Consider the following 25,877-nt stretch of genomic DNA (forward strand, 5'->3'; position numbering starts at 1 on the left):
CTTATTACGTTCGAACTTAGCCTTAGCCATGTTTATATTCCTCGTTTACGTCGAACACAATTCTGAGCAAAACTCAGCATCGACTTATCGCTTTAAAAAACCAAACACCCAATACTTGAAAAGCAGACTAATAAGCCTGCTTTTTAAAATCTTTGCAACAATGTTGCCAAACTGTATTTGGAGCTCTTATCGAGATTTGAACTCGAGACCTCTCCCTTACCAAGGGAGTGCTCTACCACTGAGCTATAAGAGCAAATTTTTGTACTTCAAAATGGAGCGGGAGACGAGGGTCGAACTCGCGACATGTAGCTTGGAAGGCTACCGCTCTACCAACTGAGCTACTCCCGCACGATGTTGGTACAATCCACTATTTGAAGTCTTAAAATTGGTGGTGAGGGAAGGATTCGAACCTTCGAAACTTTCGTAGCGGAGTTACAGTCCGCCCCCTTTGACCGCTCGGGAACCTCACCATTTTTTACACTTACATCAGTGTTTGTTCTTTACTTCGTACTCTAAGATGGTGCCGGCACACGGATTCGAACTGTGGACCTACTGATTACAAGTCAGTTGCTCTACCAACTGAGCTATGCCGGCGTTTCTTAGTGTTTCGTACGTTTCGTATCGGAACGGTGTGCAGTTTAGCAAAACTTAGAATCCGTGCAAGTGTTTTTTTCAAAAAAACCGTCAAAAACTCATAAAATCAACCCGTTTGATGATAATTCAACCGCTTTAATCACTGCGCGAGCTTTTATCTGGGTTTCATTCCATTCAGATTCAGGATTTGAGTCATAAACCAGCCCTGCTCCAGCCTGAACATAGACCTTATTTTCACGAATAACACAGGTTCGAATGGCAATAGACATGTCCATTTCACCATGCCAGCCTAAATAACCGACAGCCCCACCAAAAATTCCGCGTTTGACTGGCTCAACTTCGTCAATAATTTCCATGGCACGAATTTTTGGTGCGCCTGAAAGCGTACCAGCCGGGAAAGTGGCTTTAAATACATCCAGTGCATCGACATCATCACGTACTTCACCCTGCACATTTGAGACAATGTGCATGACATGTGAATAACGTTCGATCACCATTTTATCGGTGACCTGCACTTTCCCGATTTTTGACACACGCCCGACATCGTTACGCCCCAAGTCAATCAGCATCAGATGTTCAGCAATCTCTTTTTCATCTGAAAGCAAATCTTGTTCAAGTGCCAAATCTTCTTCTTTGGTTTTACCGCGCGGACGTGTACCCGCCAAAGGACGCACGGTCGCAATCCCATTTTCCAGACGCGATAAAATTTCAGGTGAAGATCCTACAATATGGAAAGGTTTGTGATTATCCAGCGTTTGCCCTTGCACCAGAAACAAATAAGGCGATGGATTGAGATGACGCAGTGCGCGGTAAACCTGTAAAGGCTCGCCATCGAAGTCCGATACCATACGATGTCCCGGAACAACCTGCATGACATCACCGGCTTTAATGTATTCCTTCACCTTGGCAATGGATTCGATAAACTTGTCGTGCCCGGTTAAAGACTCAAAATGTGGTGCTGTATGTTTTTTTGCCTGCAGGCTAATTGGAGTTGCCAGTGTTTCCTCCAATTTGTCTAACTGTGCTTGAGCCTTGGCATAGGCTTCAGGATCATTAACATCTGCATGTACAATCAGGAACAAGGTATCTTTTAAGTTATCAAACACAATCACGGTTTTAGACAGCATCATCCAGATATCAGGCAAACCTACCGGATCGGCCTCAGGCACATTTTTTAGGCGCGGTTCAATATAACGTACGGAGTCATAACCAAAGTAGCCAACCAGACCACCAGTAAAGCTCGGTAAATCAGGTAAATCTTTTTGTGTCGGCACCTGAAACTGAGCCTGAAAATCACGAATATATTGAAAAGGGTCACTGCAGCTTTGGCTTTCTATTGAGCCATCCGCCTGCTGAATGGTTAAAACACCGCGATTGCATGAAAATACCGTGGACTCACCCAAACCGATAATGGAATAACGTGCCCAGTTTTCTCCACCTTCGACCGATTCAAATAAATAAGCTTGGCTGTGGTCTTTCAGACGCGCAAATACCGACAGGGGTGTTTCGGTATCGGCCAAACGCTGGCGATAAACTGGAATCAGGTTGTAACCGTCAGATTTTAACTGCTCGAATTGAGTTTGAGTTGTCATGAGTATGCTCTATATGTTTTCGATATGGCTGGTTTAGGTTTGTTTTGCTGTAGTCTGACTTAGTTTCGCCATCGAAAAACCATACAATCTCTCATTCCGCTATCCTTAATTTTCAATTATTGCGCAAGTAATTCCGTTAAATCATCAACCACTTGCTGTGGCTGACAATCATGAATATCTTCACCATGATTATAGCCATAGCTAACCACAATACAATCAACTCCTGCACGTCTTGCCGCTTCCACATCATTACTGGAATCACCAATCATGAGCGTTTCGGCTGTAGTGACATCGTATTCATTCACACAAAACAGCAATTGCCGTGGATGTGGCTTACGCTCTTGAAAACGGTCTCCGCCAATCACATCGACAAAATAGTGACTTAAGCCCAGCGTTTCGACAATCGCACGTGCCGGTTGTTCAGGCTTATTGGTAACACAGATCATTTTTTTATTGTTTTTCAGCCCCCACTCCAAAAACTCGATAATGCCTTTAAAGGGCTGGGTGTCTATACAAGGATCTGCATTATAAATGCTTAAAAAGGTATCGAGTAATTGTTGATGCTGGGCTGGATCAACCTGTCCGGTTAAATATTTCAGGGTACTTTGACAAAATACCGAGGTTCCCTTGCCAATCCAGGTGCGAACCTGCTCTTCCGTCACTGCAGGTAACTGCAAGGCATTCAGGCTCATATTCATAGCCCGGTACAAATCTGACGCTGAGTCAACCAAGGTACCATCCAAGTCAAATAAAATCAGTTCACGGCTTTCCAGTTTTGCTACCGACATCTTTTCCCTCTCACGATTTACCTTAACCCACACCCAAATAACTCAAATAACCCACATAATTAAGGCATGCGATTGCATGCCTTAATTGTAAGTCGCGCACAGGCTTATTTAAAGAATAACCAAGCAATGATTGCAAGAATAATCAGTACAATAATGGAGATTAAACCCAGCGATGCATTCTTCTGCTCTTCTTTGGCTTGCTCAACACGTGAAACCGGTGTTTCAATCGCTATTGGTGTTTGCTTCTCGGGAATTGCACTCAAGTCCACACCTTCAGGAATTGGCGCTGGTTTTGGCACTGCAACGCCTTGCGGCATACCATCGCGGCTCACCTGAACATTGGCATCACGTTCATTCAGTTCAGGCATGCCCTGATCATTCATCTGTTCGGCTGCAGTCTTTGCTGCTGGTTCAACTGGTGTTGCTGCCGCAGTTTCAGAAGCTGCAACTGCCTCTGAAGGCTGCTCGCTGGTCGGAACAATTTCCGTTTCAGCCAATGCTGGCTCAATCTCTTTAGCCGGTGCAAGTACAGAGAACTTCAAGCCTGCAAACTGAATGATATCCCCTTCTTTTAACAAGGCTTCATGTTCAATGCGCACATCATTGACGAAGGTGCCATTCGATGAATTCAAATCTTGCAGCCATAAGGCCTGGTCTTTGAGCAAAAAAGCTGCATGTTTGCGTGAAATTTCCCCAGCTCGCAATACGATGTCTGCGCTCTGATGGCGACCGACCAACATATCACGGTCGATGCTAATTTCCTGTCCCGTTAATTCACCGGTAATTGCTTGTATTTTCCAAGTCATGAAATGCACTTCTCTTTGTGATTTTAAATCATCATATCACGGCAAATATTCAATTCTTTACCCACTCTGTTAAGAACCGGAACGAATCTTGGTCGTGGTGACCGTATTTCTGGTTTTTTCTACTACTGATTGCGGCACAGCTATCGCCTGTTTTTGCACAACTGGCTCAATTGCCACTGGAGTAGTAAACGTAGCGGTATTCGGTTGTGCCTGGGTTGCCGAAGGTACAGTTTGATAATTCGGCACTTTCGGCACTGACGGTGTAACCGGAATTCGCTGCTGATAAATATCTTCTACATTTTCAGGTAATTTTGCAAAAGTACCATCTTGATCCATAGCCAATTGCAAGCTATATAACTGGCTATAGCGCTGCTGCGACAAACGGCGCACATCCTGACTATCACCTACAATTGTCGGGTGGATAAACACCAGCAAATTGCGTTTTTCATTGGATTTGGCATCGGCGCGGAATAAACGTCCCAGACCTGGTATTGCCCCCAAACCCGGTACCGACTGACGGCTATGAATCGAGTTATCGGAAATTAAGCCGCCCAATACAATGGTTTGTCCATGCTCTGCCAGAATCGAAGTTTTGATGGCACGTTTACTGGTAATTAAATCTTGAGCTTCACCTTTGGGTTGCACCGCAGAAACTTCCTGCTCCACTTCAAGACGAACCGAACCACCCTCGCCAATATGCGGCACCACCTTTAAAGTGACGCCGACATCCTTACGTTCTACCGTGGTATAAGGGTTGGCAACACCGGCTGCACCCGTGGATACTGAACCTGTCACAAAGGGGACATTTTGCCCCACGACAATATAAGCCTGCTCATTATCCATGGTTACGATGGAAGGCGTAGAAAGCAAGTTGGACTTGGTTTTGCTCTTTAAGGCCTGAATCAATGCACCATAAAGTTTGCGTGAACCGTTATCGCCTTCTTTATAATCCCCAAGCAACAATGAAGTGCCTGTGCCCAATTTGGCCGCAGCACCTGCTGCCCCACCCGCCACATATCCGGCAGCAAGCGAAGCGAGACTGGCCCCCGCATTGCTAAAGTTGATTAAACCAATACCGCTGTTCAGATCACCCAATGCCCATTGCACGCCCAATTGGTCGGCATCATTGCCTTCCAATTCAATGATGGCAGCTTCAATCAGTACCTGCTGACGACGGATATCCAGCTGCTGAATGGCCGATTCAATTTCACGCATCAGTTGCGGATCAGCTTTGACCACCAATGAATTTTGACTGTCATCGGCAATAATACTGACACCATTGGCATTAAAACTGGTAATGCCTTTAGTATTATTATTCGAGCTTCCACCCAAATTAATGCTTGGGGTGGAAATACTGGAAGAACTATTGCTTGAAGAAGTACTGCTTGAATTGTTATTACTTAAATTGCTCATCATATTATTATTGTTTGATGAGGAAGCTGATGAGCTTGATACTGATTGACCAGATACCAATCCCTGTAAAATTTCTGCAAGATTTTTGGCACTGGCATATTTCAAGCGAAAGACTTTTAAGCCGCCCAACCGATCTGCTGCCGGCACATCCAGCATTTCAATCATCTGACGGATGCGCTTGCGGGTTGCGGTATCTCCTTTAAGCACAATCCGGTTGGTCCGGGTATCGGCAATAATACGAATACGCGAGCCTTTTAAATCTCGTGCTGCACCGGTAGAGCTCATGGACTCCAATAAACCGATCATTTCTTCAGCCTGACTGGATTGCAGGGTCACGGCTTCAATATCATTTTGCCCAGTACCATCCAGGTTACGGATAATGGTTTCCAGCTGAGCAATATTACTGGCACGGTCTGACACAATCAGCGCATTGGTTCCAGCCACAGCCGACAAATGCGCAAACTGCGGCATCAATGGACGGATTGCAGGAATCAGGTCATTCGGGTTGGTATTTTCCAGCCAGATCACTCGGGTCACGATCTGATCACCAGTCGCGCGGTGCTTGGCATCATAAGGAATACCGGAACTTTTCACGTTACTGTCAGGCACCAATTTTATGGTATTACCAGAAGGAATGGCCACCACACCATTAACGTTCAACACCCCGAGAAATAAATCGTAAACTTCGGCTTTATTTAAAGGCTTATTTGAAATGACCGTGACATTGCCGCGCACCCGTGGATCAACAGCAAAATTTTTCCCTGTAATATCGGCCACTTCATTAATAAATGCAGTTAAATCAGCATCACGTAAGTTGATTTTCCATGTTTGCGCATGAGTAGAAGTACTCACCATAGCAATAAGAGGTGCCGCTGCGAATAAGGCCCAAACTGGACGATGATGATTAAATAAAGCCATAAAGTTCCGTGCTTCCTAATCCTGTAAGGTGACGATGCATCACTTAAAAATTTTGTTGTATGGTCATCACTTGATCACCACGCTTTATTTCTATTTTGACCTGACCTTCACGTCGAGCCTGTTCCAGCAACTGGGCATCACTTTGCCCCTGCCCAACAGCCTGTCCATTTAAAGACATGATCCGGTCACCAGGCTGTAGTCCCAGCTTACTGCGCAATGCTGCTGGCGTTCTGGTGGTTACTTCATAGCCCCCGCTAGCCGCATTGACCCCCATATCTTTTAAATACTGGTCACGGTCTTCCTGTATTTTCTGTACTGCTTGCCCTAAAGCATTTTGTTCCTGACTGGGCATGCTCGGCGTAGCCTGATTATTTGTCGTAGGCAAGCTGGTTGCTGCAGGCTGAACAATGCTTTGATCCAGACCATTTTCAATGCCTTTAAATTGTAGTTCTCGGGTCGTACCATTGCTTTGACGCAACACTACTCGATCCCAATGCACTTCAGCCAACTGATAAGAGGTGGGTGCAATACTTTCACCAACCCGATAGCGATCAGCCTGATCATTAACTTTAATCACTGCCGACGAAAATTGATTTGGATGACCAACCACTACACCTTGCAAAATCAGGTTAACATTGTCTTCTGCCGCAGCTGTCTTGCCAGCTTCATGAAACAGCGCAAATGAAGTAATGTTTGGCACCTGCGGCTGCTGTGAACCCAGCTCAACCCGCTCCAGCTGCATCACCTGAGGCGGTGCTACCAGCAACCAGAAAATGTTCGCCAACTTCCAGCATAAATACAAAATCAGCAGGATCAATAATAAGGGGGCAATCCGGTCTGCCTGTTTCCAATTTAATTGTTGAATTTTTTCCATCCACTGATTCATTAGAAGCCACCTTTAAACAAAGGTTGGCGCGAACTGATCACATAGGTGTCCAAACCAGCTTTACCATCATAAGAAGCAACATTCAGTAGCAGACGCTGAGTCAATTGCACATCAAGCATCAAGTTTTGATCCAGCTCCAATGCCATCAGCTTTTGATCACGCTGATCCCGAATATCAAAGACCAGCTTATTATTTTCATCCGCTAATCTTCCTTTCAATGAAGGGATATTCATCCGATCCTGGCGTTGGGCATAGGTATAAAGCAGCTCGCCACCGACCCATTGCAACTGACCTTCGGCCTGAGCAAAGCCCTGTTCTTTTTTAAAATTGAAATTTATATCCTGCAATTGAAGGGCATTGGCTGGCCACTGCCATTCCACCAGATGTTTCAGGGTTTCCGGTGCAACCTGACCATTTAAATCATGAATAATTATTTTTTTGCCAAAACCATAACCGACAATACCATCTAGCTGGGTATGTCCACTATGTAACTCTATATTTGCCCCTAAACGCAGCAAAAAAAGGTCTAGGGGGCGTGTTTTCCAACTTAACGACCCGGTTAAATTTCCCTTATGCCAATCTGCTTGCCCCTGCCAGATGTTACCGCTGACATTGTGTAAAACCTGGTTGTTTTTATAAAATTTTGAAATAATCCAAGCCGCTGGAATCTGGAGTAATATGAAAATAAAAAAAACGCTGATGGAAAAAATCCACCACGTGATGTATTTGGGTTTGTTTATCATCCCACCACGACCCACATATCAATTATTCTGCCCTAAACGCCAATATTATATTTCTACTCCCATTATGCACACTTTTTTCTCAACGCCAATTCAAAGATATAAAAAACCAGGTCTAAAGACCTGGTTTTTTATATTGCATCTAATTAGATGAGCATCTCATACCTCTTTAAATCAGATGAGAAAATCTTCCAATTTTGCACCACTTTCAAGTTCTGCAACTAACCAGCGAGGTTGTTTGCCACGACCTGTCCAGGTATCAGCTGCATTCTTTTTGCTGCGGTAACGTGGTTCTACAGATTTGCGTGTACTTTTCTTACGTTTAGTTGCGCCAAACTCTAAAATTTGTTCAATCGTTAAACCTACGTTATCGGCAATATCTAAAATTTGCTGATAAGCATCTTCAACCGCTTGATCTTTTTTAGAAGCAATTAATGCTTCAGCTTCAACTTGTAAACGCTTTAACTCTTCAACAGATAAATTACTAATGTCCGGCATCATATTAACTCCACAATAAGTTTATATTTTTTTATTTAAAACCCGCTCATAATATTTTTATTATTTAAAACATTCAATACAATTTTTTAAATAAACAACAATCTTTAAAACAGATTTCACATTTCTTTCAATTTATAGAGCATCCACTTTAAATATTTTTTAAATTAAATGATTCACACTTAATTCAGTTTCTGTCATTTTATGACGAATAATTTCAGGTATTTCCGTTTTAAGCATAGTCTCCTTATTTACACAGACAATAACTGCCTCTGCGACGGCGATATTTTGTTGTTGTGACTCGCTCCATAATAGATAACTCATTCTAAATGCACTATTACGAATTTCTTCTACGCGAACACCAATTTTAAGCCGGTCCGGATAAAATAACGGACTGATATATTTGCACTGATTGGATGCAACCACTGTATAAACATCATGTTCAAAAATATTCAGGGCATCCATGTAGAATATGCGGGCACTCTCAATATAACGGTAATACATAACATTATTCACATGCCCAAAGGCATCCATATCGCCCCAAGCAACAGACTGATCATAAATGACCGGATAATCGGACAGGGTCAGCATATTTTTACCTTTATATCTTTATTTCAACAAAATTTGCATTATTTTCAAATATTAAATTTAACTGTTTAATCAAATCATCCTGACCTTTTAAAGTAGACTTAATTCTTAAATAATTCATCATTACATTATCTGGGTATAATTCAAGTAATTGATCAGCTTCAGCCGTTCTTGCAGTTGCGCTATATACATGCCATTTTGCAAAGGTAAATACAGGCAAAGAAGGATATTTATTTTCCCAATAGTCAATCCGCTGCTCAACCATTAAATAATCAGGATTTTGCTTTAATAATTGCTGCTGGAACCATAAATAAAAAACGTCCTGATTAAATTGCTCATCCAGTAAATGCAACACCAATGCTTCATGCTGCTGGCTCATTTCCGGCATCCGTGATAACAGCTTTAACCATAACACCTTGATCTCATAATCACGGCTATAAATTTGGTCTTGCAAGTCTAAATAACGCTGTTGCAAATTTTGCAAACTTTCGACATTAGCCTGATCAAAATGAAGCAATAGCTGCTGTAGCCATTCCTGTTTTTTTTCTGTCCCTAAATGTCCATATTTAGTCGAGCGTAAATACATCCAGGGAAACTGAATGGCAAACTTTTCCCATAAACTGGTTAATCTTAAATCATAGGCACTTTTCACATCGTTTAACCAGGGTGAAAGCTCATGCTGATTTAAGAATTCAAGATGGGTTAATGCCTGCTCGGCATCATTTTGTGACAGGTAAATTTCTATGCGCTGGATTTCCGCCAGTTCAAATGCCATGGCATTGCTTTGATTTAAGATTGCCAAGGCTTGTGGATATTGCTGCTGGATCCAATATAGTCGCGAACCGATAATACCTTTTAATAAACCCGATTGAGAAAATACGTTTTGAATAAACTGGTGTTGGTCTTGTGCGGCTTCTAATAACCAGATGACTGCCAACTGTTCATAAGGATGCAGGTTTTTAAAATTAAATACAGTTTCTAGCTTGCGTTGTTCGCGGATTAAATAGCGTTTAATCAGTAACCACAATAGCTGAATAAATAGACTTAGACTGGCCAGAATAATAAAAATCATCCAGATATTGGTCTGAATTTGCCATTCGCGCCAATATAAATAAACATAACCCGCACCATAGCCATAACTTAAAACACTTAAGCCGGCAATAATAATTAAGCTGATAAAAGCATAGGCCAGTAAAATCTGCTTCATTAATTCATTACCCCAATAATGCGCGCGTATTTAAACCAGGCGTAGGCTTAATGCTAAATCCTTTGATCTTCTGGATATTTTGAATCAGCTGTCGCGTTTTCTCATCTGGAATCTGATTCAGTAATTGAATAATTTCTGTCAGTGATTTTTGATATTCCAAATATTGCCCCTGTTTTAAGGCCTGTTGCGCAATGAGCAGTCGGAGCTGTGCTTCTTTTAAAATGAGTGGACGCTGCATTAATGCTTTAGCAGGTTGTTTTGCGGGTTCAATCACCAGCCAGCGTTGCCAGAAATATTTATCCGATGCCTGGCTCGCACTTAATTGTGGCGCTTTTAATTCCTGAGCCAAAGCAGCATCAAGCTGCTGGATTAATTCATCCACTTTGACTTGCTGAGCCATCCGCTCACTGACAAACTGCTGAATAACCTGATGATCTTTGGCAATCACCTGATGCAAACTTTGCTTCAATGGCACAGCGAGAGCATAGTGTTCAATATTTTGATCTAAATCGGTTAATTTATCTAAAGCCGCCGTAAACTGTTGTTGCTTCAACATAAATTCAATCAATTCTAATTGCTGTTTAATCGCAACAATAGGATCAATACTTGCAGCTTGAATGGTTTTTAAATCCTGTGCTGCCTGTGAGCCAACCGCCGCAGATCCATCAGTCAACGTTACTTTGCGCTGTAAAGCGACAAATTGGTCATTTAAATTTGCATTGTTCTGTTCAATTCGATGCAGACTCGCGCTTAATTCCGTTTGTTGTGCAGTAAGATTAAAGATGTCATAACTTAATTTGGCAATCCAGAGCAGACTTAAAATAAATAATAGAATGAGTGTTTTCTTCATGTGTTCCCTTGCACAACAACAAGCTTCTGCAAAATTGAATCTGTTTTTAAATCAGGTAGTCGTGTGATATTAAAACATGTTGCCTGATTTTTTTTATAATTCGAAACAACTTGATACAAGCGCTCACCTAAAACCAGATAATGCCCTTTTGCAATCAGCTGTTTTTGATCTTGCATGAGCTGAATCCAGTTCAACCAACTCGCTTCGCTACTGACCACCATAGCATACTGTGCTTGTTTTTCTAATAAAGATAATACATTAGCTAAATCTTGCTGAGTAAATACCGGACAACGGCGCTGATATAAAACAAAATTTAGAATTCGCATGCCTTGCTGTTTTAACTGATCCATCATAAACATCCGTCCCCCTTCGCCACGCCAAAAAGCCAGACACTGACCTGAATTGAGGGTTTGTAAAACAGGAAGCTGTAACATTCCTTCCGATGTTTCAACTTTGGGGACTTCGGCAGAAATACCATATTGCGCCAAAGCCTGAGCGGTACGATCCCCGACCGCAATCCACTGAACATGTTTAAGCTGATCCAGCGTTATACAGGATTGTTTTAAATAATCCATGCCGATTTGCACGGCAGTGGGACTGACCGCCACAATTACCTGAGCCGCAGGCAATTGCCGGTAAAGTTCAGATAAGTCCGCTGACCAGGGTCGAGGCAGCAATTGCAATAAAGGTAAATCTAACACGTCAATTTGAGCTATGCGTAAGGCATGACTCAAATTTTCTGCACGGTCCTGCGGACGTGTATTGATAAACAGCATATTAATAGAGCGCTTTCAATAAGTCGCCAGCGCCTTGTTCAACTAATTTTTGCGCTAACGTTTCACCCAGTTCTACAGCCTGTTCAGGTGTTCCGCTCAGTTCAGCTTTTAATAAAGTCGCACCATCTACACTACCAACACGACCTTCAATGTGTAATTGACCTTCAATTAAAGTCGCATGCCCTGCAATCGGCACTTGGCAGCCCCCTTCCAGATAGGCATTGAATGCACGTTCTGCACGTACACAGACATCGGTTTCCTGGTGTAACAGCGGTAAAATAAGATCCAGTACCGCCTGATCTGCCGCACGGCATTCCAAACCCAATGCGCCTTGCCCTACTGCTGGCAAACTTACTGCAGCTGGCAAGGTATGGCGAATCCGCTCCGCCAAACCTAAACGTTTCAAACCTGCACTTGCCAGAATAATGGCATCATAGAGGCCTGCATCCAGTTTGGATAAACGCGTACCGACATTGCCACGCAAGTCAATAATCTCTAAATCAGGACGGGCTTTTAAAATTTGACTTTTACGACGCAGGCTAGATGTACCCACTTTGGCACCTTGGGGTAAGGCATCAAAACTTGCATAGTGATTTGAGACAAAAGCATCTAGTGGATCTTCTCGCTCACAGATGACTGCAAGCTCCAGCCCTTCAGGCAAAGCCATTGGCACATCTTTCATTGAATGGACCGCCAGATCTGCCCGGCCATCCAGCAAGGCAGCTTCCAACTCTTTAACAAATAGTCCTTTTCCACCAATTTTGGCCAAAGGCGTATCCAAGATTTTGTCACCCTGGGTGACGAAGGTCACTAACTCAACTTTAAGATCAGCATGCAATGCCTCTAAACGGGCACGAATATGTTCCGCCTGCCATAAAGCAAGCGGGCTTTGTCGAGTTGCAATCTTCAAAATCTTCATAAATTCAAGAAACAGTTAATAAGTGCGATAGTGTAAACTTAACGCGCTGACTAGAAAATGCAAGTAAATTTGCGCTGTTGTTGTCACCTAAAATTATGCCGACCAGATTTACATTTTTTGGATGCGTTCTCTTAAATTGGGCAGATGACGTCGGCTTACCGCCAGGCGCTCTTCCAGTTCACGGCAACGCACTTGATACTGCCCCGAACTGATCACTTCAAGACCATCCAAAAAATGTACTGAAACCAAGGCATTGCGATGAATTCGAACAAACTGGTCGCCAAATTCATTTTCCAGATCTTTTAAAGTTTCATCAATCAGTACACTGCCATTTTTATGCCGTACCGTGACATATTTTTGATCTGCTAAAAAATAATAAATATTTTCTACAGGAACCAGTTCTACCCCACGGTAGGTTTTTGCCACAATTTGGTGGCGTTTTATATTGAGTTCGTCCATATCTTCTTTTTGTTTTAAAGTGCTCATTTGTGCTTGAGTCAGTTTTGTTAAATGATCTAATACCTGTTGCAATTCCTGCTGCATCACCGGTTTTAGTAAATAGCCTTCTGCATGTGACTTAAATGCGTCCAAAGCATGTTCATCATAAGCCGTACAAAAAACAATGGCGGGCATAGGATCGAGCTGGCGCAAATGTTCGGCGCAGCTCAAGCCATCCATTTCAGGCATTTGAATATCTAAAAGTACTACATCTGGCTCATAGAATTGAGTCATTTCAATTGCTTGCCGCCCATAATTTGCAGTGGCAACCACTTGGTGTCCCAGTTGCGTAACTAAACGTGACAATCGCTCTACAGCGAGAGGTTCATCATCGCAAATCAGGATGTCCATTTCTCCTCCTTCACAGTCAACATCATTTTTTTTATAGGTTAACTATGATCTTTTATTTATATCGATATTGCACAACTGTGGTAAATATTCCCTTCCCCGCGTATGTCTGAAAAGTTGCCGAGCGACCATAATAAGCCTCAAGCCGCTGCTTCACATTTTCGACTGCAATACCATGTCCCTGTCGTAAATTTATTTTATCCTGTGTATAAGGGTTAGTAATGACTATATTGACTTGATTTTGCAATATTTCAATCAATATGCTTATCGTACTCTTTGTTAGAAATTTTTCAACTCCATGAAAAATACTATTTTCCACTAAAGGTTGTAAAGTTAATAAAGGAATTTGTATCTGAGAAAACAGAACTTCATCGTCATATTTCCATTCTACGTGTAAGCGATCACCTAAACGAATCTGCTCAATCGCCAGATAACGCTGGCACAATTCAATTTCATCTTTTAATCGGACCAGTTTAAGTTCTTTAAAACTCGCACGAAATAGTTGGGATAAATTCAGTAACATTTGTTCTGCTTTATCCGGATCAATACTAATCAAACTAATCACGGTATTAAGACTATTAAATAAAAAATGTGGATGAATCCGGGCTTGCATGGCCTGAATACGCGCATTCAATTCACTGTTTTGCTGCCGTGCCCACTGTTCGCGCATATACAAATAACGAAAACAAAAGCTTCCTATCAGTACGCCATAACTTAAATGTAAGCCTACCCCATCGAATAAAACCTGTAGCGTTAGATGCTGGAATTGAAAATTTTGCCCAAAGGAAATAAAACCGTTCAGCACCAGCGTGGTCAGTAGCACAATCATCTGTAGTAATACAAAACCCACAATCAAGCTTTGCCCAAAACTGAAGTGCTGAATTTTTTTATGCAAGCGCTCGAACAAGGCAACAAAAGCCAGCAACACCCAATCAATGAACAACATATATTGCAGCAGACGATCGACATTCAAGGCCGACCAGGATTGTGCTTCTGCCAGAGCCAGGATGACCGCCAAAATATTACTGGCAATAAATAATTCAATTAGATGTTGCCAATGCCCTATTTTCGTAAAAAAATAGGCGGAATTATTTTTCCCATCATTGGTATACGTCGAAGTTGGATCGACTTGTTTTTCGGCAAGTGATTCTGAATTTGCTATACTCTCATTCAAATTACTGCTTTTTATTTTATTGAGCCGATATGACCACATCTTCTAATTCCTCAAATCCGTCACAAGCCCAAACTTCGGGTATGTGGGGCGGTCGTTTCTCTGAAGCTACTGACGCATTTGTTGCTGAATTTACAGCATCTGTTCAATTTGACCAACGCTTTTATAAACAAGATATTGCAGGTTCTATTGCGCATGCAACCATGCTTGCCAAAGTTGGGGTTTTAACAGAACAAGAACGCGATGACATCATTAACGGCCTAAACACCATTAAAGCTGAAATCGAAGCAGGTGATTTCGAATGGCGCATTGACCTAGAAGATGTGCACATGAATATCGAGTCGCGTTTGACCAGTCGTATTGGCATCACCGGTAAAAAACTGCATACCGGCCGTAGCCGTAACGACCAGGTGGCGACAGACATCCGTCTATACGTGCGTGATGAAATTGATGCCATTCTTCAATTATTAGAAAAACTGCAAAAAGGTATTTTGGGCTTAGCGGCTAAAAACACCAACACCATTATGCCAGGTTTTACCCATCTTCAAACGGCTCAGCCTGTGACTTTTGGTCACCATTTAATGGCCTGGTTTGAAATGCTGGTACGCGACTCTGAGCGTTTAATTGACTGCCGTAAACGTGTAAACCGTTTACCACTTGGTTCTGCTGCACTTGCGGGTACAACTTACCCAATCGAACGTGCTTACACGGCTGAACTTTTAGGTTTTGAAGCAGTATGTGAAAACTCGCTGGATGCTGTATCTGACCGTGACTTCGGCATTGAATTCAATGCTGCTGCATCTTTAATTATGATGCACCTGTCTCGTATGTCTGAAGAAATGATTCTGTGGACATCTGCACAGTTCAAATTTGTGAACATTCCAGACCGTTTCTGTACCGGCTCTTCAATCATGCCACAAAAGAAAAACCCGGATGTTCCTGAACTGATTCGTGGTAAAACTGGCCGTGTCTATGGGGATTTGATGAGCCTATTAACCTTAATGAAAGGTCAACCATTGGCTTATAACAAAGACAACCAGGAAGACAAAGAGCCTTTGTTTGATGCCATTGATACCGTTCGTGGTTCACTCATGGCCTTTGCTGACATGATTCCTGCATTGGTTCCAAACATTGAAATTATGCGTGAAGCTGCGCTTCGTGGTTTCTCAACTGCAACTGACCTTGCCGATTACCTGGTAAAAAATGGCGTTGCTTTCCGTGATGCACATGAAATTGTCGGTAAAGCGGTAGCGCTTGGTGTTCAAGAAGGCAAAGACCTATCTGAATTAACATTAGAACAACTGCAACAGTTCTCTGACTTGATTCAAGCTGATGTATTTGAAAAAGCATTAACACTTGAAGCATCGGTCAATGCACGTAACCACATTGGTGGTACTGCACCTGCTCAAGTAGAAGCTGCAATTGCACGTGCCTATACACGCTTAGAAAAACTTTACGCTTAAGGAATACTGATATGTCTCGACAAGTTTTTTGCCGTAAGTATCAAACAGAAATGGAAGGTTTAGACTTTGCACCGTTCCCGGGTGCAAAGGGTCAGGAATTGTTTGATACCGTATCTAAACAAGCCTGGCAGGAATGGCTTAAACACCAGACCACCTTGATCAATGAAAAACGTTTGAACGTGTTTGAACCAGATGCGAAAAAATTTCTTGAAGAACAACGTGAAAAATTCTTCAGCAATGATGAGAGCTTAGAAAAGGCTGAAGGTCTAAAGCCTGAGTAATTTTTAAAGCGTTGCTTTGAAAATTACGCAAGGCAAGAGCTTTGCTCGCGTAGGCTTTAATCTAAAAAGAATCCCCTTTATTGGGGATTTCTTTTTTTTGCTGCCTTATTTTTCTGCAAGACAAGCGAAGCGCGTAGTTTCGAATATCATAAAGGGGGCTGAGAAGACTCCTTTTTATTTTGAAGAGCACTGCTCCGCCACGCTGCAAGACGAGAAGCTATGCTGCGCGTAGGCAAGCATCGCAAAGAGACTCTTTTTAATACATAAATCCACCCCAACCTTCCTTTAAAAAAGCAGGGAGCTACTCCGTTAAATCAATGCTGATGATATTCTTCTAAGGTAGCTTGATAGTTAAAAAACATCTTTTCTAGGCTTTTTTATCTTTCCTAAAAAATCCGAATAAGACATTAATTCTCTATTTTATTTTTAATTTTAAAAATTCCACTTATCTCATAAATCTTTTTAACATTTAGAAATAACTGTAATTCAAAACTACATTTTTAAATAAATGTATACATTACAACACAATAAACCACATGATTTAGCCGCTTTCCTCTCCTATACTTGGTCTCAAGTAGATGGTTTCCATCTTATTACAACTATAAATATCCCCGATTTCAATCCTAGGTTTCCCCCAAAATCTAGGATTTTTTTTGTCTGCCTTTGTTGATTGTTTTTCCTAAAAAGTAGCATCGAAATAAAAAAACGCCCATCAAGGACGTTTTTTGAATTTTTTAAAGCTGAACTCAAGGCTGTTTTAAATAAGGCCAGGCAGCTTTTAAATAGATAAACATTGACCATAAGGTCAAAATCACCGCAGTGTAAAGTAATGCATAAGCCAACATTTCAAACGGTTGCCAATTCAGTAAAAACACCGAAATCGCAATCATCTGGAAAGCTGTTTTATATTTACCCACGGTGGATACAGCAACACTGGTACGTGCCCCCAGCTCGGCCATCCACTCACGTAAAGCAGATACCGTAATTTCACGTGAAATAATCACAATCGCTGCAAAAGCCATAGATATGCTCGGTTGCCATTGCACCAGAACAATCAGGGCAGCCGCAACCATGAGCTTATCGGCCACAGGATCTAAAAACCGGCCAAATGCAGATGTTTGGTTGAGTGAGCGCGCCAAATAGCCATCGAACCAGTCAGTTACTGCAGCAATGACAAAAATGGCCGTTAAAATAATGTGACGAGTCATATTTGTATCATGACCTGCATCACCAACTGCAGGTGGCCAATATGCCACCAGCAAGAAAACGGGTATTAAAGCGATACGCGCCAAAGTCAAGATATTCGGAATATTCAGGATGCGACCTGTAGTCATAGACACCGCCAATTTTTCCCCTGTATGTACAATGAAAAACCACACATATTTTGAGGATTGATTCATCGTTAATTAGAGTCACTTTATACGAATTGCCCTAAAGTGTCACTAGGCAAACACGGTAACTGTCTGTCTGGAAATCGCAATCAGCCTATTTTCTGCATCCCAAAGATGGGCATATTCAGTGGAATAACCATCTGCGGCATAATCGGTAAATACTTTATATTTAAACCAATCTTGCACATGACTATTCAAAGGGTGAATATAAGTCACGTGCCAAGTCAGTGAGCTGGCCGGTGCGAATGTTTTAAACATCGGCAGGACACCCGGAGGCCACATATCAAAGGCCACCATCAAGTCGGCAATCGTCATTTCCCGATTGTCATGCAACTCCGGATTAAACCGCATCCAGCCACTAAAATCAGGTTTCTGACTTGCACTGCATGGATACTGCCCATCCACCCAGACCAGATCCATCTGCGCAAAACATTCCGGCGCTAGAGGATGATGTACCGCAATGCTTAATTGTTCGGGTGCTGGAAACTTTGGTGCAACGCGTTCCTGTTGTACCAAAATAGCCGACTGGCGCTGGGTACCAAAACTGGCTATCAAAATGCTTTGCACCACATCATCCTGCCAGAGTCGCACTTCAACCGTGGTCACGGACTTGCCTTGACGCAAGATTTCAGCGCTTAAGCGAACCGGTGCCATTTGCACCGGACCGACAAAGGTCACGCTGGTGCTTAACAGCTGTTTTTCTGCATCTGCAACAGCGAACACGGCTTTTTGCATCATCATCCCGGCCACCAGTCCTCCATAAATGGTGCGCCCCTGTAACCAACCTTCTGGAATATTGACCCATTCATCCTGTTCAATTGCGGTAAATAATTGGCGCAGTGACATCCTTCGTCCTTTGGAGTTTTTTATTGGCTCTATCTTTCACTTATTTTTAAGTGTTGTGAATGATCAATGACTCAAGCGTCAGTGAGCACTTTGGCCAATTTACCTGCATTTATTCATGCAGCACCTTATAAATGGTTCTGGCCATCACGTCTCCAAGACCGGGCACCAGTTTCAAATCATTTTCCGAGGCTTTCAGTACACCCTGAATGCCGCCAAAATGAGTCAACAGATCACGGCGGCGTTTGGGTCCCAATCCGGGAATCACTTCCAGTACCGATGAGCCGCGTTTCTTGTCGCGTTTGGCCCGATGTTTGGTAATGGCAAAACGATGGGCTTCATCACGCACCTGCTGAATTAGATGCAGCGCTTTATGGTCTTCAGGTAACTGGATTTTGCTGCCATCGGTAAAATGTAAGGTTTCCAGACCGGGTTTACGCCCCTCACCTTTGGATACCCCGACCATAAAGGCATCCAGTCCCAGATCCTGCATCACTTGCATCGCCATATGCAATTGTCCTTTACCGCCATCAATCAGCAATAAATCGGGCAACATGGCTTTTTTATAGCGACGGGTCAGTGCTTGGCGCATAGCCGCATAGTCATCCCCGCCGGTAATATCATCAATGGAAAACTGGCGATAATCACGTTTCCGTGCACCGCCCGAATCAAATACCACACAGGAAGCGATAGTCGCTTCACCCATGGTATGTGAGATATCAAAGCATTCAATCCGGTCAATCGGACGACCCACCACCTGTTCCAGCTGATGAAAGCGTTCATTCAGTTCAAAATGATTGGCCAGCTGTCCTTTAATGGCATGCTGCACATTCATATTGGCCAGTTCCAGCCATTCGGCCCGGGTTTCCCGAACATTGTGCTTAATCTGTACTTTCTTGGCGAATTCCTGTTGCAGTGCCTGTTCCAGCTCTTTGCGATCCGGAATTTCAACATTCACAATCAGCTCGGCAGGCACTTCATCGGCCACCTGAAAATAAAAGTTCGCCATGAAGTCAGACAGCATTTGTCCCAGATCATCACCCAGCATATCCGGGAAATAACTTTTACCACCGAGCATTTTGCCATTACGTACATGCATGATTTGCACGCAAGTCACCCCGGCATGATAGGCAATGGCCAGAATATCGGCCTCGCCCTTGAGTTTATAAATCGCCTGTTGCGACTGCACATCGCGCAGCAGCGCCATACGGTCACGATAAAATACCGCTTTTTCAAATTCCAGCGCTTCTGCTGCCGCTTCCATTTTGGCAATCAGTTCTTGATTCAGCTCTTTGGTATCGCCCTGTAAAAAGCGAATCGAGTTATTGACATCTTCCTGATAATCTTCAGGCGAAATCAGCCCCACACAAGGCGCGGTACAGCGTTTAATTTGGTACTGCAAACAGGGACGTTTGCGCTGGGCAAAATAGCTGTTTTCACACTGCCGCACATTAAACAGTTTTTGCAGGACCACCAAAGTATCGCGGGCATTATAGGCACTGGGATAAGGCCCAAAAAACTTACCCACCTGATGCTTGCCTTTGCCACGGCCCGCAGCAATACGCGGATAAGGCTTGTCACTGGAAACAAAAATATAGACATAGGATTTGTCGTCGCACAGCATGATGTTGTACGGCGGACGATGCAGCTTGATCAGGTTCTGTTCAAGTAATAAGGCTTCGGTTTCCGAACGCACCACCAGCGTTTCAATATCATAAATACGCGCCACCAAAGCCTGAGTTTTAGGATGTTCAATGGTTTTCACGAAGTAGCTGGACACACGGTTTTTCAGATTTTTGGCCTTGCCGACATACAGCAATTCGCCATCCTGGCCCAACATACGATACACGCCCGGTAAAGTGGTCATATGGGCCAGAATCTTTTCAATATGTTCTCGTGCGTTTTCGTTCACATTCAGCCTGATTTAAATTGCATAAACTTTGCTACATGATGTGATGGTTTTCATGCCATTTTCAAGCGAATCGCCTGTTTTTATCGCGATCATACAAAGTTCCAGCAATCACCTGATTGCTAAAAGCTATAAGTAAATTGCGCTTATTTTGCTATGCTCAAGCCATCTGAACAATTTGGATCAAACTGAATGACGACTCCCAATCACGCGATGCATATCGTCAAACCCGACACTGCAACGCATAGCACATCTGAAAAAGATAAACTGATTGGCAAGCCGCGTTTTCATTTTGAACCACTTGAAGTCATGCAGCTGTTGAAACAGCGCATTATTGGTCAGGATGCCGCCCTCGATGAAATTGAAAAAATGCTGCACGTGGTCAAAGCCGATTTTTCCAGTCCCGAGCGCCCATTGTCCGTGACCTTAATGCTTGGTCCCACCGGTGTGGGCAAGACCGAAACGGTACGCCTGATTGCCGAAGCAATTTACGGCCGTCCTGATGCCTTTTGCCGCATCGATATGAACACTCTGGCACAAGAACACTATGCGGCAGCCATTACTGGTGCACCTCCGGGCTATGTCGGCTCCAAAGAAGGTCATAGCCTGTTTGATGAAACCGCCATTGCAGGCAGTCATACCCGCCCGGGGATTGTACTGTTTGATGAGCTGGAGAAAGCCTCCACCGAAGTCATTCGCGGTTTAATGAATGTACTCGATACCGGAAAACTGACTTTAACATCCGGCACCAAAACCATCGACTTTCGTAACTGCATGATCTTTATGACCAGTAATATTGGTGCACAAGCTGCGCAGCAATACTTGGATAAACTGAATTTTCTGCCCAAGAAAATGCAGGATCTCTGTCTGAAAAAAGTGCCGACCAAAACCATCATTAAAAAAGTCATGTTTAGAAAATTCGATCCCGAGTTTTTAAACCGGATTGATCGCACTCTGCATTATCAAGCCGTTCAGGATGATGCCCTGCCAAAACTGGTGGACATTGAACTGGAAAAGCTAAATCAACGATTACAGCATCAAAAACGTGCAGTGATTTTAACCGATTCAGCCAAAGCACACTTCTACCAAGGTCATGATATCCGTTTTGGCGCACGCCATTTAGCCCGCAGGATGCGAACTGAACTGGAACCGATTCTGGCCATTTATTTTTTAAATTATCCGGAAAAAGCTCAGCTCACGGTGAATTTTGCTGATGGTCAATTGATGATTCAAGCTGAATAAGCTTCTAAATAGCCTTCTACATACCCTGCTAAACTCTCTATGCAGTCAAACATTCGGCAGCGTATTTGACTGCAAACTGCGTTCACTTTTATTTCAATAAAATGCTCATCAGCGCTGCCATTTGCAATCTTTTGCTTAAAACTTTGCTGCAAGCATGACTTGAATGAGCGCTAAATTTAGCCCAATTGACCTTTTTGACCAAAACAAAGCCATAAAAAACTTGAAATCCGGTACTTATCCCAGATATAAATAGTCACGAAATTATTAAAAAATCCTAATTTAAACAAAAAGTTCATCACATTTTTACCCAGCACAGTAAAAATAAAGCTGCCCACTACAAGGGTTTGTTGAAAAAAAATTGATGACCCTTGCGTCACGGCTTGATACAACTTGTTATGTTCTTTTTGGATATAGTTATCGTAAGATTGGCGAAGCATAAATGTACGCTGAAATTGCGTACACGCTTCACAACATCAACTTAGAAGTCCTCCAAAATAAAGGAGATCAGGCATGATCCACGCTGGCAATGCCATTACCGTCCAAATGCTTTCGGACGGAATTGCAGAATTCCGCTTTGACTTACAAGGTGAGTCGGTCAACAAATTTAACCGTGCAACAATTGAAGATTTTAAAGCTGCAATTGAAGCGGTTAAAGCAAATAGCGAAGTAAAAGGTTTAATCGTTACCTCAGCTAAATCAACATTTATCGTTGGCGCTGACATCACTGAATTCGGTGAAAACTTCGCACAAGGCGAAAAAGCGATTGTGGATTGGGCATTGCCTGTTCACGACATCTTCAACGCATTTGAAGATTTAGAGATTCCTAAAGTTGCTGCAATCAATGGTATGGCATTGGGCGGCGGCTTTGAAATGTGCCTGGTCTGTGACTACCGTGTAATGTCAGAAGCGGCTCAAGTCGGTCTTCCTGAAATCAAACTCGGTATCTTCCCGGGCTTCGGTGGTACGGTTCGTTTAAGCCGTGTAATCGGTATCGACAATGCGGTTGAATGGATGGCAATGGCTAATCCTAAAAAACCTGCTGCTGCACTGAAAGATGGTGCTGTTGATGCTGTGGTTGCTGCGGACAAATTACAAGATGCTGCGATTGACCTGGTTAAACAAGCCATTGCTGGCCGTTTGGACTGGAAAGCAAAACGTCAGGAAAAATTAGACCCTGTTAAGTTGAACATGCTTGAGCAAATGATGGCATTCAACTCAGCAAAAGGTGCTGTTCTTGCAAAAGCAAACCCTGCGCAATACCCTGCGCCTAAACTTCTGCTTGATTCATTACAGGCAGGTGCAAGCCTTCCACGTAACGAAGCATTGAAATTTGAAGCTGAAGGTTTTGCAAAAGCTGCGGTAACACCGCAAGCAGGTGCGTTGATCGGTTTATTCATCAACGACCAAATCGTGAAGAAAACCTCTAAGCGCTATGAAAAAGGTGCGCATCCTGTAAACCAGGCAGCTGTACTTGGTGCAGGTATCATGGGTGGTGGTATTGCTTACCAGGCGGCAAGCAAAGGCACACCAATCATCATGAAAGACATTGGTAATCCGCAACTTGCTTTGGGTATGAAAGAAGCAAACGGCTTACTGACCAAACAAGTTGAACGTAAGAAAATGACCCCTGCAAAAATGGGTGAAACTCTTGCGCGCATCCGCCCGACTTTAAGCTATGACGAGTTTAAAGAAGTGGACATCGTAATTGAAGCAGTAACGGAAAACCCTAAAGTGAAGGGTATCGTACTTGCTGAAACCGAGAAGAACGTTCGCGAAAACACGATCATTGCATCAAATACCTCTACGATTTCAATCACACGTTTAGCTGAAAACCTGCAACGTCCTGAAAACTTCGTGGGTATGCACTTCTTTAACCCAGTGCACATGATGCCATTGGTAGAAGTGATCCGTGGTGAGAAAACCTCTGCTGAAGCGATTGCAACAACTGTAGTTCTTGCTCAGAAAATGGGTAAAACACCAATCGTTGTCAACGACTGCCCGGGCTTCCTGGTAAACCGCGTATTGTTCCCTTACTTTGGTGCATTTGACCTATTGCTTAAAGATGGTGCTGACTTCCAGCAAATCGATAAAGTGATGGAACGCTTCGGCTGGCCTATGGGTCCTGCTTACCTGATGGACGTTGTCGGTATCGACACTGGCGTTCACGGTGCAGAAGTGATGGCTGAAGGCTTCCCTGACCGTATGAAACCGGACTTCAAAGGTTCGATTCAAACCATGTACGAAGCAAAACGTCTGGGTCAAAAGAACGACGTTGGTTTCTACAAGTATGAACTTGACCGTAAAGGCAAAAAAGCCAAAGTGGTTGATCCAACTGCGTATGAGCTTGTTGCATCTGTTGCAACTGCGGAAAAACGTGAATTTGATGCTCAGGAAATCATTGATCGTATGATGCTGGCTTTCTGTAACGAAACTGTTCGTTGCCTGGAAGACAAGATCGTAGCAACTGCTTCTGAAGCAGATATGGCGATGATTATGGGTGTTGGTTTCCCTCCATTCCGTGGCGGCCCTGCACGTTACATCGACCAAACAGGTGTTGCTGAATACGTTGCGCTTTGCGACAAATATGCACACTTAGGTAAGGCTTATGAAGCGCCACAAATGTTGCGTGACATGGCTGCTAACAACAAAAAATTCTACGGTTAAGGAGCAACGTGAATGGCTACTTTAAATCCGCGTGACGTTGTCATCGTTGATGGCGTACGTTCAGCAATGGGTAAAACCAAAAACGGTATGTTCCGCAATGTACGTGCTGACAGCCTTTCTGCTGAACTTGTACGTGCACTTGTTGCTCGTAACCAGTTTGATGTCAACGAAGTTGAAGACCTGATCTGGGGCTGTGTCAACCAGACACTTGAACAAGGCATGAACATTGCCCGTAACATTGGTTTATTGGCTGACTTGCCTAAAACTGTGGCAGGTCAAACCGTTAACCGTCTGTGTGGTTCGTCTATGCAGGCCATCCACACTGCGGCTGCGCAAATTGCAACGAATCAGGGTGATATCTTCATCATTGGTGGTGTTGAGCACATGGGCCACGTAGGCATGATGCACGGCATCGACCTGAACCCTGAAGCATCTAAGCACTATGCCAAAGCGTCTAACATGATGGGCTTAACTGCTGAAATGTTGGGTCGCATGAACGGCATTACTCGTGAAGAACAAGATGCATTCGGTGTTGAATCTCACCGCCGCGCCTGGGCTGCAACGCAAGAAGGTCGTTTCAAAAACGAAATTATTGGTGTTGAAGGTCACGATGCCAACGGTTTCAAAATCCTGTGCGACATCGACGAAGTGATTCGTCCAGATGCCAACCTTGAAGCATTCCAGGCTTTACGTCCAGCATTTGACCCGAAAGGCGGTACGGTAACTGCTGCAACATCTTCAGCGTTGTCTGATGGTGCATCTGCAATGCTACTGATGTCTGCTGAACGTGCGCAAGCGCTTGGTCTTAAGCCACGTGCTGTGATCCGCTCTATGGCGGTTGCAGGCTGTGATGCTGCAATCATGGGTTATGGTCCAGTTCCAGCAACGCAAAAAGCTTTGAAACGCGCTGGCTTGTCAATTTCAGACATCCAGACTTTTGAATTGAACGAAGCGTTCGCTGCACAAGGTTTGTCGGTTCTTAAAGGCTTAGGCATTTATGACCAGCAAGACCGTGTAAACCTGAACGGTGGTGCAATCGCACTGGGTCACCCATTGGGTTGTTCTGGTGCGCGTATTACGACTACATTGCTGAACGTTATGGAACAGCAAGATACACAAATTGGTCTTGCGACTATGTGTATTGGTCTTGGTCAAGGTATCGCAACGATTATTGAACGTGTTTAATGCTTAATTAAATACTGAAATAAAAGAAACCCCGCTTAGTGCGGGGTTTCTTTTTATTAAACAAATATTTGTGATTTAAATTTGAATTCAGTATATTACTTAAGCCCATGTTGTAGAACATGGGGAAGGTAATCTGTTGTCAAGTGTTGCACCACACAATGTAAGAATCAGTTCTAGCATCTCTGGTGAAACGTTACATACTGTCTGTATCCAAGTACTGAAAACAAGGTACAAGGTACTCCACAGAATGTAATCAATGCTTCTCATAGTATAATCCTTTCGCGATCTAAAGACGGTGTAGGAGTTTTTC

At 43.3% G+C, this 25,877-nt stretch carries 22 protein-coding genes and 4 tRNA genes; 5 read left to right on the top strand and 21 right to left on the bottom strand.

Going from position 1 to position 25,877, the window contains the following annotated elements:
* Nucleotides 1-178: 178 nt before the first annotated feature.
* The 18 genes from LZZ98_RS04435 to LZZ98_RS04520 form a co-directional block, all read right to left on the bottom strand.
* Nucleotides 179-253 (bottom strand) — tRNA-Thr (locus LZZ98_RS04435).
* A gap of 19 nt (nt 254-272) precedes the next feature.
* Nucleotides 273-348, bottom strand: a tRNA-Gly gene (locus tag LZZ98_RS04440).
* A gap of 38 nt (nt 349-386) precedes the next feature.
* Nucleotides 387-470 (bottom strand) — tRNA-Tyr (locus LZZ98_RS04445).
* A gap of 48 nt (nt 471-518) precedes the next feature.
* Nucleotides 519-594, bottom strand: a tRNA-Thr gene (locus tag LZZ98_RS04450).
* A gap of 98 nt (nt 595-692) precedes the next feature.
* On the bottom strand, nt 693-2,186 hold the full coding sequence (gene trpE, locus LZZ98_RS04455; RefSeq protein WP_237786821.1) for an anthranilate synthase component I: 1,494 nt from the start codon (nt 2,184-2,186) through the stop codon (nt 693-695).
* A 116-nt stretch (nt 2,187-2,302) separates the two neighbouring features.
* Complete coding sequence (gph, locus tag LZZ98_RS04460; protein ID WP_237786822.1) at nt 2,303-2,974, bottom strand: phosphoglycolate phosphatase; 672 nt, start codon at nt 2,972-2,974, stop codon at nt 2,303-2,305.
* Nucleotides 2,975-3,078: 104 nt separating this feature from the next.
* Complete coding sequence (locus LZZ98_RS04465) at nt 3,079-3,780, bottom strand: FHA domain-containing protein (RefSeq protein ID WP_237786823.1); 702 nt, start codon at nt 3,778-3,780, stop codon at nt 3,079-3,081.
* A 69-nt stretch (nt 3,781-3,849) separates the two neighbouring features.
* Nucleotides 3,850-6,111, bottom strand: coding sequence for a type II secretion system secretin GspD (gene gspD, locus LZZ98_RS04470; protein ID WP_237786824.1), 2,262 nt, complete (start codon nt 6,109-6,111; stop codon nt 3,850-3,852).
* A gap of 43 nt (nt 6,112-6,154) precedes the next feature.
* Nucleotides 6,155-6,997: a type II secretion system protein N gene (locus tag LZZ98_RS04475; RefSeq protein WP_237786825.1), complete on the bottom strand. Its 843-nt coding sequence runs from the start codon at nt 6,995-6,997 to the stop codon at nt 6,155-6,157.
* A complete protein-coding gene (gene gspN / locus LZZ98_RS04480) occupies nt 6,997-7,740 on the bottom strand; it encodes a type II secretion system protein N (protein ID WP_237786826.1) in 744 nt (247 codons plus the stop codon). The genes LZZ98_RS04475 and gspN overlap by 1 nt, the downstream gene beginning before the upstream one ends.
* A gap of 171 nt (nt 7,741-7,911) precedes the next feature.
* Nucleotides 7,912-8,238, bottom strand: coding sequence for an H-NS histone family protein (locus tag LZZ98_RS04485; protein ID WP_086174605.1), 327 nt, complete (start codon nt 8,236-8,238; stop codon nt 7,912-7,914).
* 156 nt (nt 8,239-8,394) lie between these two features.
* Nucleotides 8,395-8,823: an acyl-CoA thioesterase gene (locus LZZ98_RS04490; protein WP_237786827.1), complete on the bottom strand. Its 429-nt coding sequence runs from the start codon at nt 8,821-8,823 to the stop codon at nt 8,395-8,397.
* A 10-nt stretch (nt 8,824-8,833) separates the two neighbouring features.
* On the bottom strand, nt 8,834-10,027 hold the full coding sequence (locus tag LZZ98_RS04495; RefSeq protein WP_237786828.1) for a heme biosynthesis protein HemY: 1,194 nt from the start codon (nt 10,025-10,027) through the stop codon (nt 8,834-8,836).
* A gap of 7 nt (nt 10,028-10,034) precedes the next feature.
* Nucleotides 10,035-10,877 carry a hypothetical protein gene (locus LZZ98_RS04500; RefSeq protein WP_237786829.1) on the bottom strand — a complete coding sequence of 281 codons (843 nt, stop codon included), beginning with the start codon at nt 10,875-10,877 and terminating at the stop codon, nt 10,035-10,037.
* Nucleotides 10,874-11,653, bottom strand: coding sequence for a uroporphyrinogen-III synthase (locus LZZ98_RS04505; RefSeq protein WP_237786830.1), 780 nt, complete (start codon nt 11,651-11,653; stop codon nt 10,874-10,876). Before LZZ98_RS04505 ends, LZZ98_RS04500 begins: the two co-directional genes overlap by 4 nt.
* A 1-nt stretch (nt 11,654) precedes the next feature.
* Entirely contained in the window at nt 11,655-12,572 is a 918-nt protein-coding gene (hemC, locus tag LZZ98_RS04510) for a hydroxymethylbilane synthase (protein WP_237786831.1), read from the bottom strand.
* 108 nt (nt 12,573-12,680) lie between these two features.
* Complete coding sequence (locus LZZ98_RS04515) at nt 12,681-13,421, bottom strand: LytR/AlgR family response regulator transcription factor (protein WP_237786832.1); 741 nt, start codon at nt 13,419-13,421, stop codon at nt 12,681-12,683.
* Between the two features lie 52 nt (nt 13,422-13,473).
* Complete coding sequence (locus tag LZZ98_RS04520) at nt 13,474-14,631, bottom strand: sensor histidine kinase (RefSeq protein ID WP_237786833.1); 1,158 nt, start codon at nt 14,629-14,631, stop codon at nt 13,474-13,476.
* Here LZZ98_RS04520 and argH point away from each other — a divergent pair.
* Nucleotides 14,622-16,052 (top strand): argininosuccinate lyase, encoded by a 1,431-nt coding sequence (argH, locus tag LZZ98_RS04525; protein ID WP_237786834.1) that lies wholly within the window; start codon nt 14,622-14,624, stop codon nt 16,050-16,052. The two genes, LZZ98_RS04520 and argH, sit on opposite strands and share 10 nt — an antisense overlap.
* 11 nt (nt 16,053-16,063) lie before the next feature.
* Nucleotides 16,064-16,333 carry an oxidative damage protection protein gene (locus tag LZZ98_RS04530; RefSeq protein ID WP_131290671.1) on the top strand — a complete coding sequence of 90 codons (270 nt, stop codon included), beginning with the start codon at nt 16,064-16,066 and terminating at the stop codon, nt 16,331-16,333.
* A 746-nt stretch (nt 16,334-17,079) separates the two neighbouring features.
* Here LZZ98_RS04530 and pgsA read toward each other — a convergent pair.
* The 3 genes from pgsA to uvrC all read right to left on the bottom strand — a co-directional run bounded on the left by pgsA (nt 17,080) and on the right by uvrC (nt 20,479).
* Nucleotides 17,080-17,667, bottom strand: coding sequence for a CDP-diacylglycerol--glycerol-3-phosphate 3-phosphatidyltransferase (pgsA, locus tag LZZ98_RS04535; protein WP_237786835.1), 588 nt, complete (start codon nt 17,665-17,667; stop codon nt 17,080-17,082).
* Nucleotides 17,668-17,775: 108 nt separating this feature from the next.
* The gene (locus tag LZZ98_RS04540) at nt 17,776-18,570 is read right to left on the bottom strand and encodes a thioesterase family protein (RefSeq protein ID WP_237786836.1); all 795 of its coding nucleotides are present in this window, start codon (nt 18,568-18,570) and stop codon (nt 17,776-17,778) included.
* Nucleotides 18,571-18,679: 109 nt separating this feature from the next.
* On the bottom strand, nt 18,680-20,479 hold the full coding sequence (gene uvrC, locus LZZ98_RS04545; protein WP_237786837.1) for an excinuclease ABC subunit UvrC: 1,800 nt from the start codon (nt 20,477-20,479) through the stop codon (nt 18,680-18,682).
* Between the two features lie 189 nt (nt 20,480-20,668).
* Between uvrC and LZZ98_RS04550 the strand changes: the two genes are divergently transcribed.
* The 3 genes from LZZ98_RS04550 to fadA all read left to right on the top strand — a co-directional run bounded on the left by LZZ98_RS04550 (nt 20,669) and on the right by fadA (nt 25,567).
* Nucleotides 20,669-21,718 carry an AAA family ATPase gene (locus tag LZZ98_RS04550; protein ID WP_237786838.1) on the top strand — a complete coding sequence of 350 codons (1,050 nt, stop codon included), beginning with the start codon at nt 20,669-20,671 and terminating at the stop codon, nt 21,716-21,718.
* A 510-nt stretch (nt 21,719-22,228) separates the two neighbouring features.
* Nucleotides 22,229-24,382 (top strand): fatty acid oxidation complex subunit alpha FadB, encoded by a 2,154-nt coding sequence (gene fadB / locus LZZ98_RS04555; RefSeq protein WP_237786839.1) that lies wholly within the window; start codon nt 22,229-22,231, stop codon nt 24,380-24,382.
* Nucleotides 24,383-24,394: 12 nt separating this feature from the next.
* Nucleotides 24,395-25,567, top strand: coding sequence for an acetyl-CoA C-acyltransferase FadA (gene fadA, locus LZZ98_RS04560; RefSeq protein WP_237786840.1), 1,173 nt, complete (start codon nt 24,395-24,397; stop codon nt 25,565-25,567).
* The last annotated feature ends 310 nt before the right edge of the window (nt 25,568-25,877 follow it).

Origin of the sequence: Acinetobacter sp. SM34 (assembly GCF_022012365.1) — a bacterium.
GTDB lineage: Bacteria > Pseudomonadota > Gammaproteobacteria > Pseudomonadales > Moraxellaceae > Acinetobacter.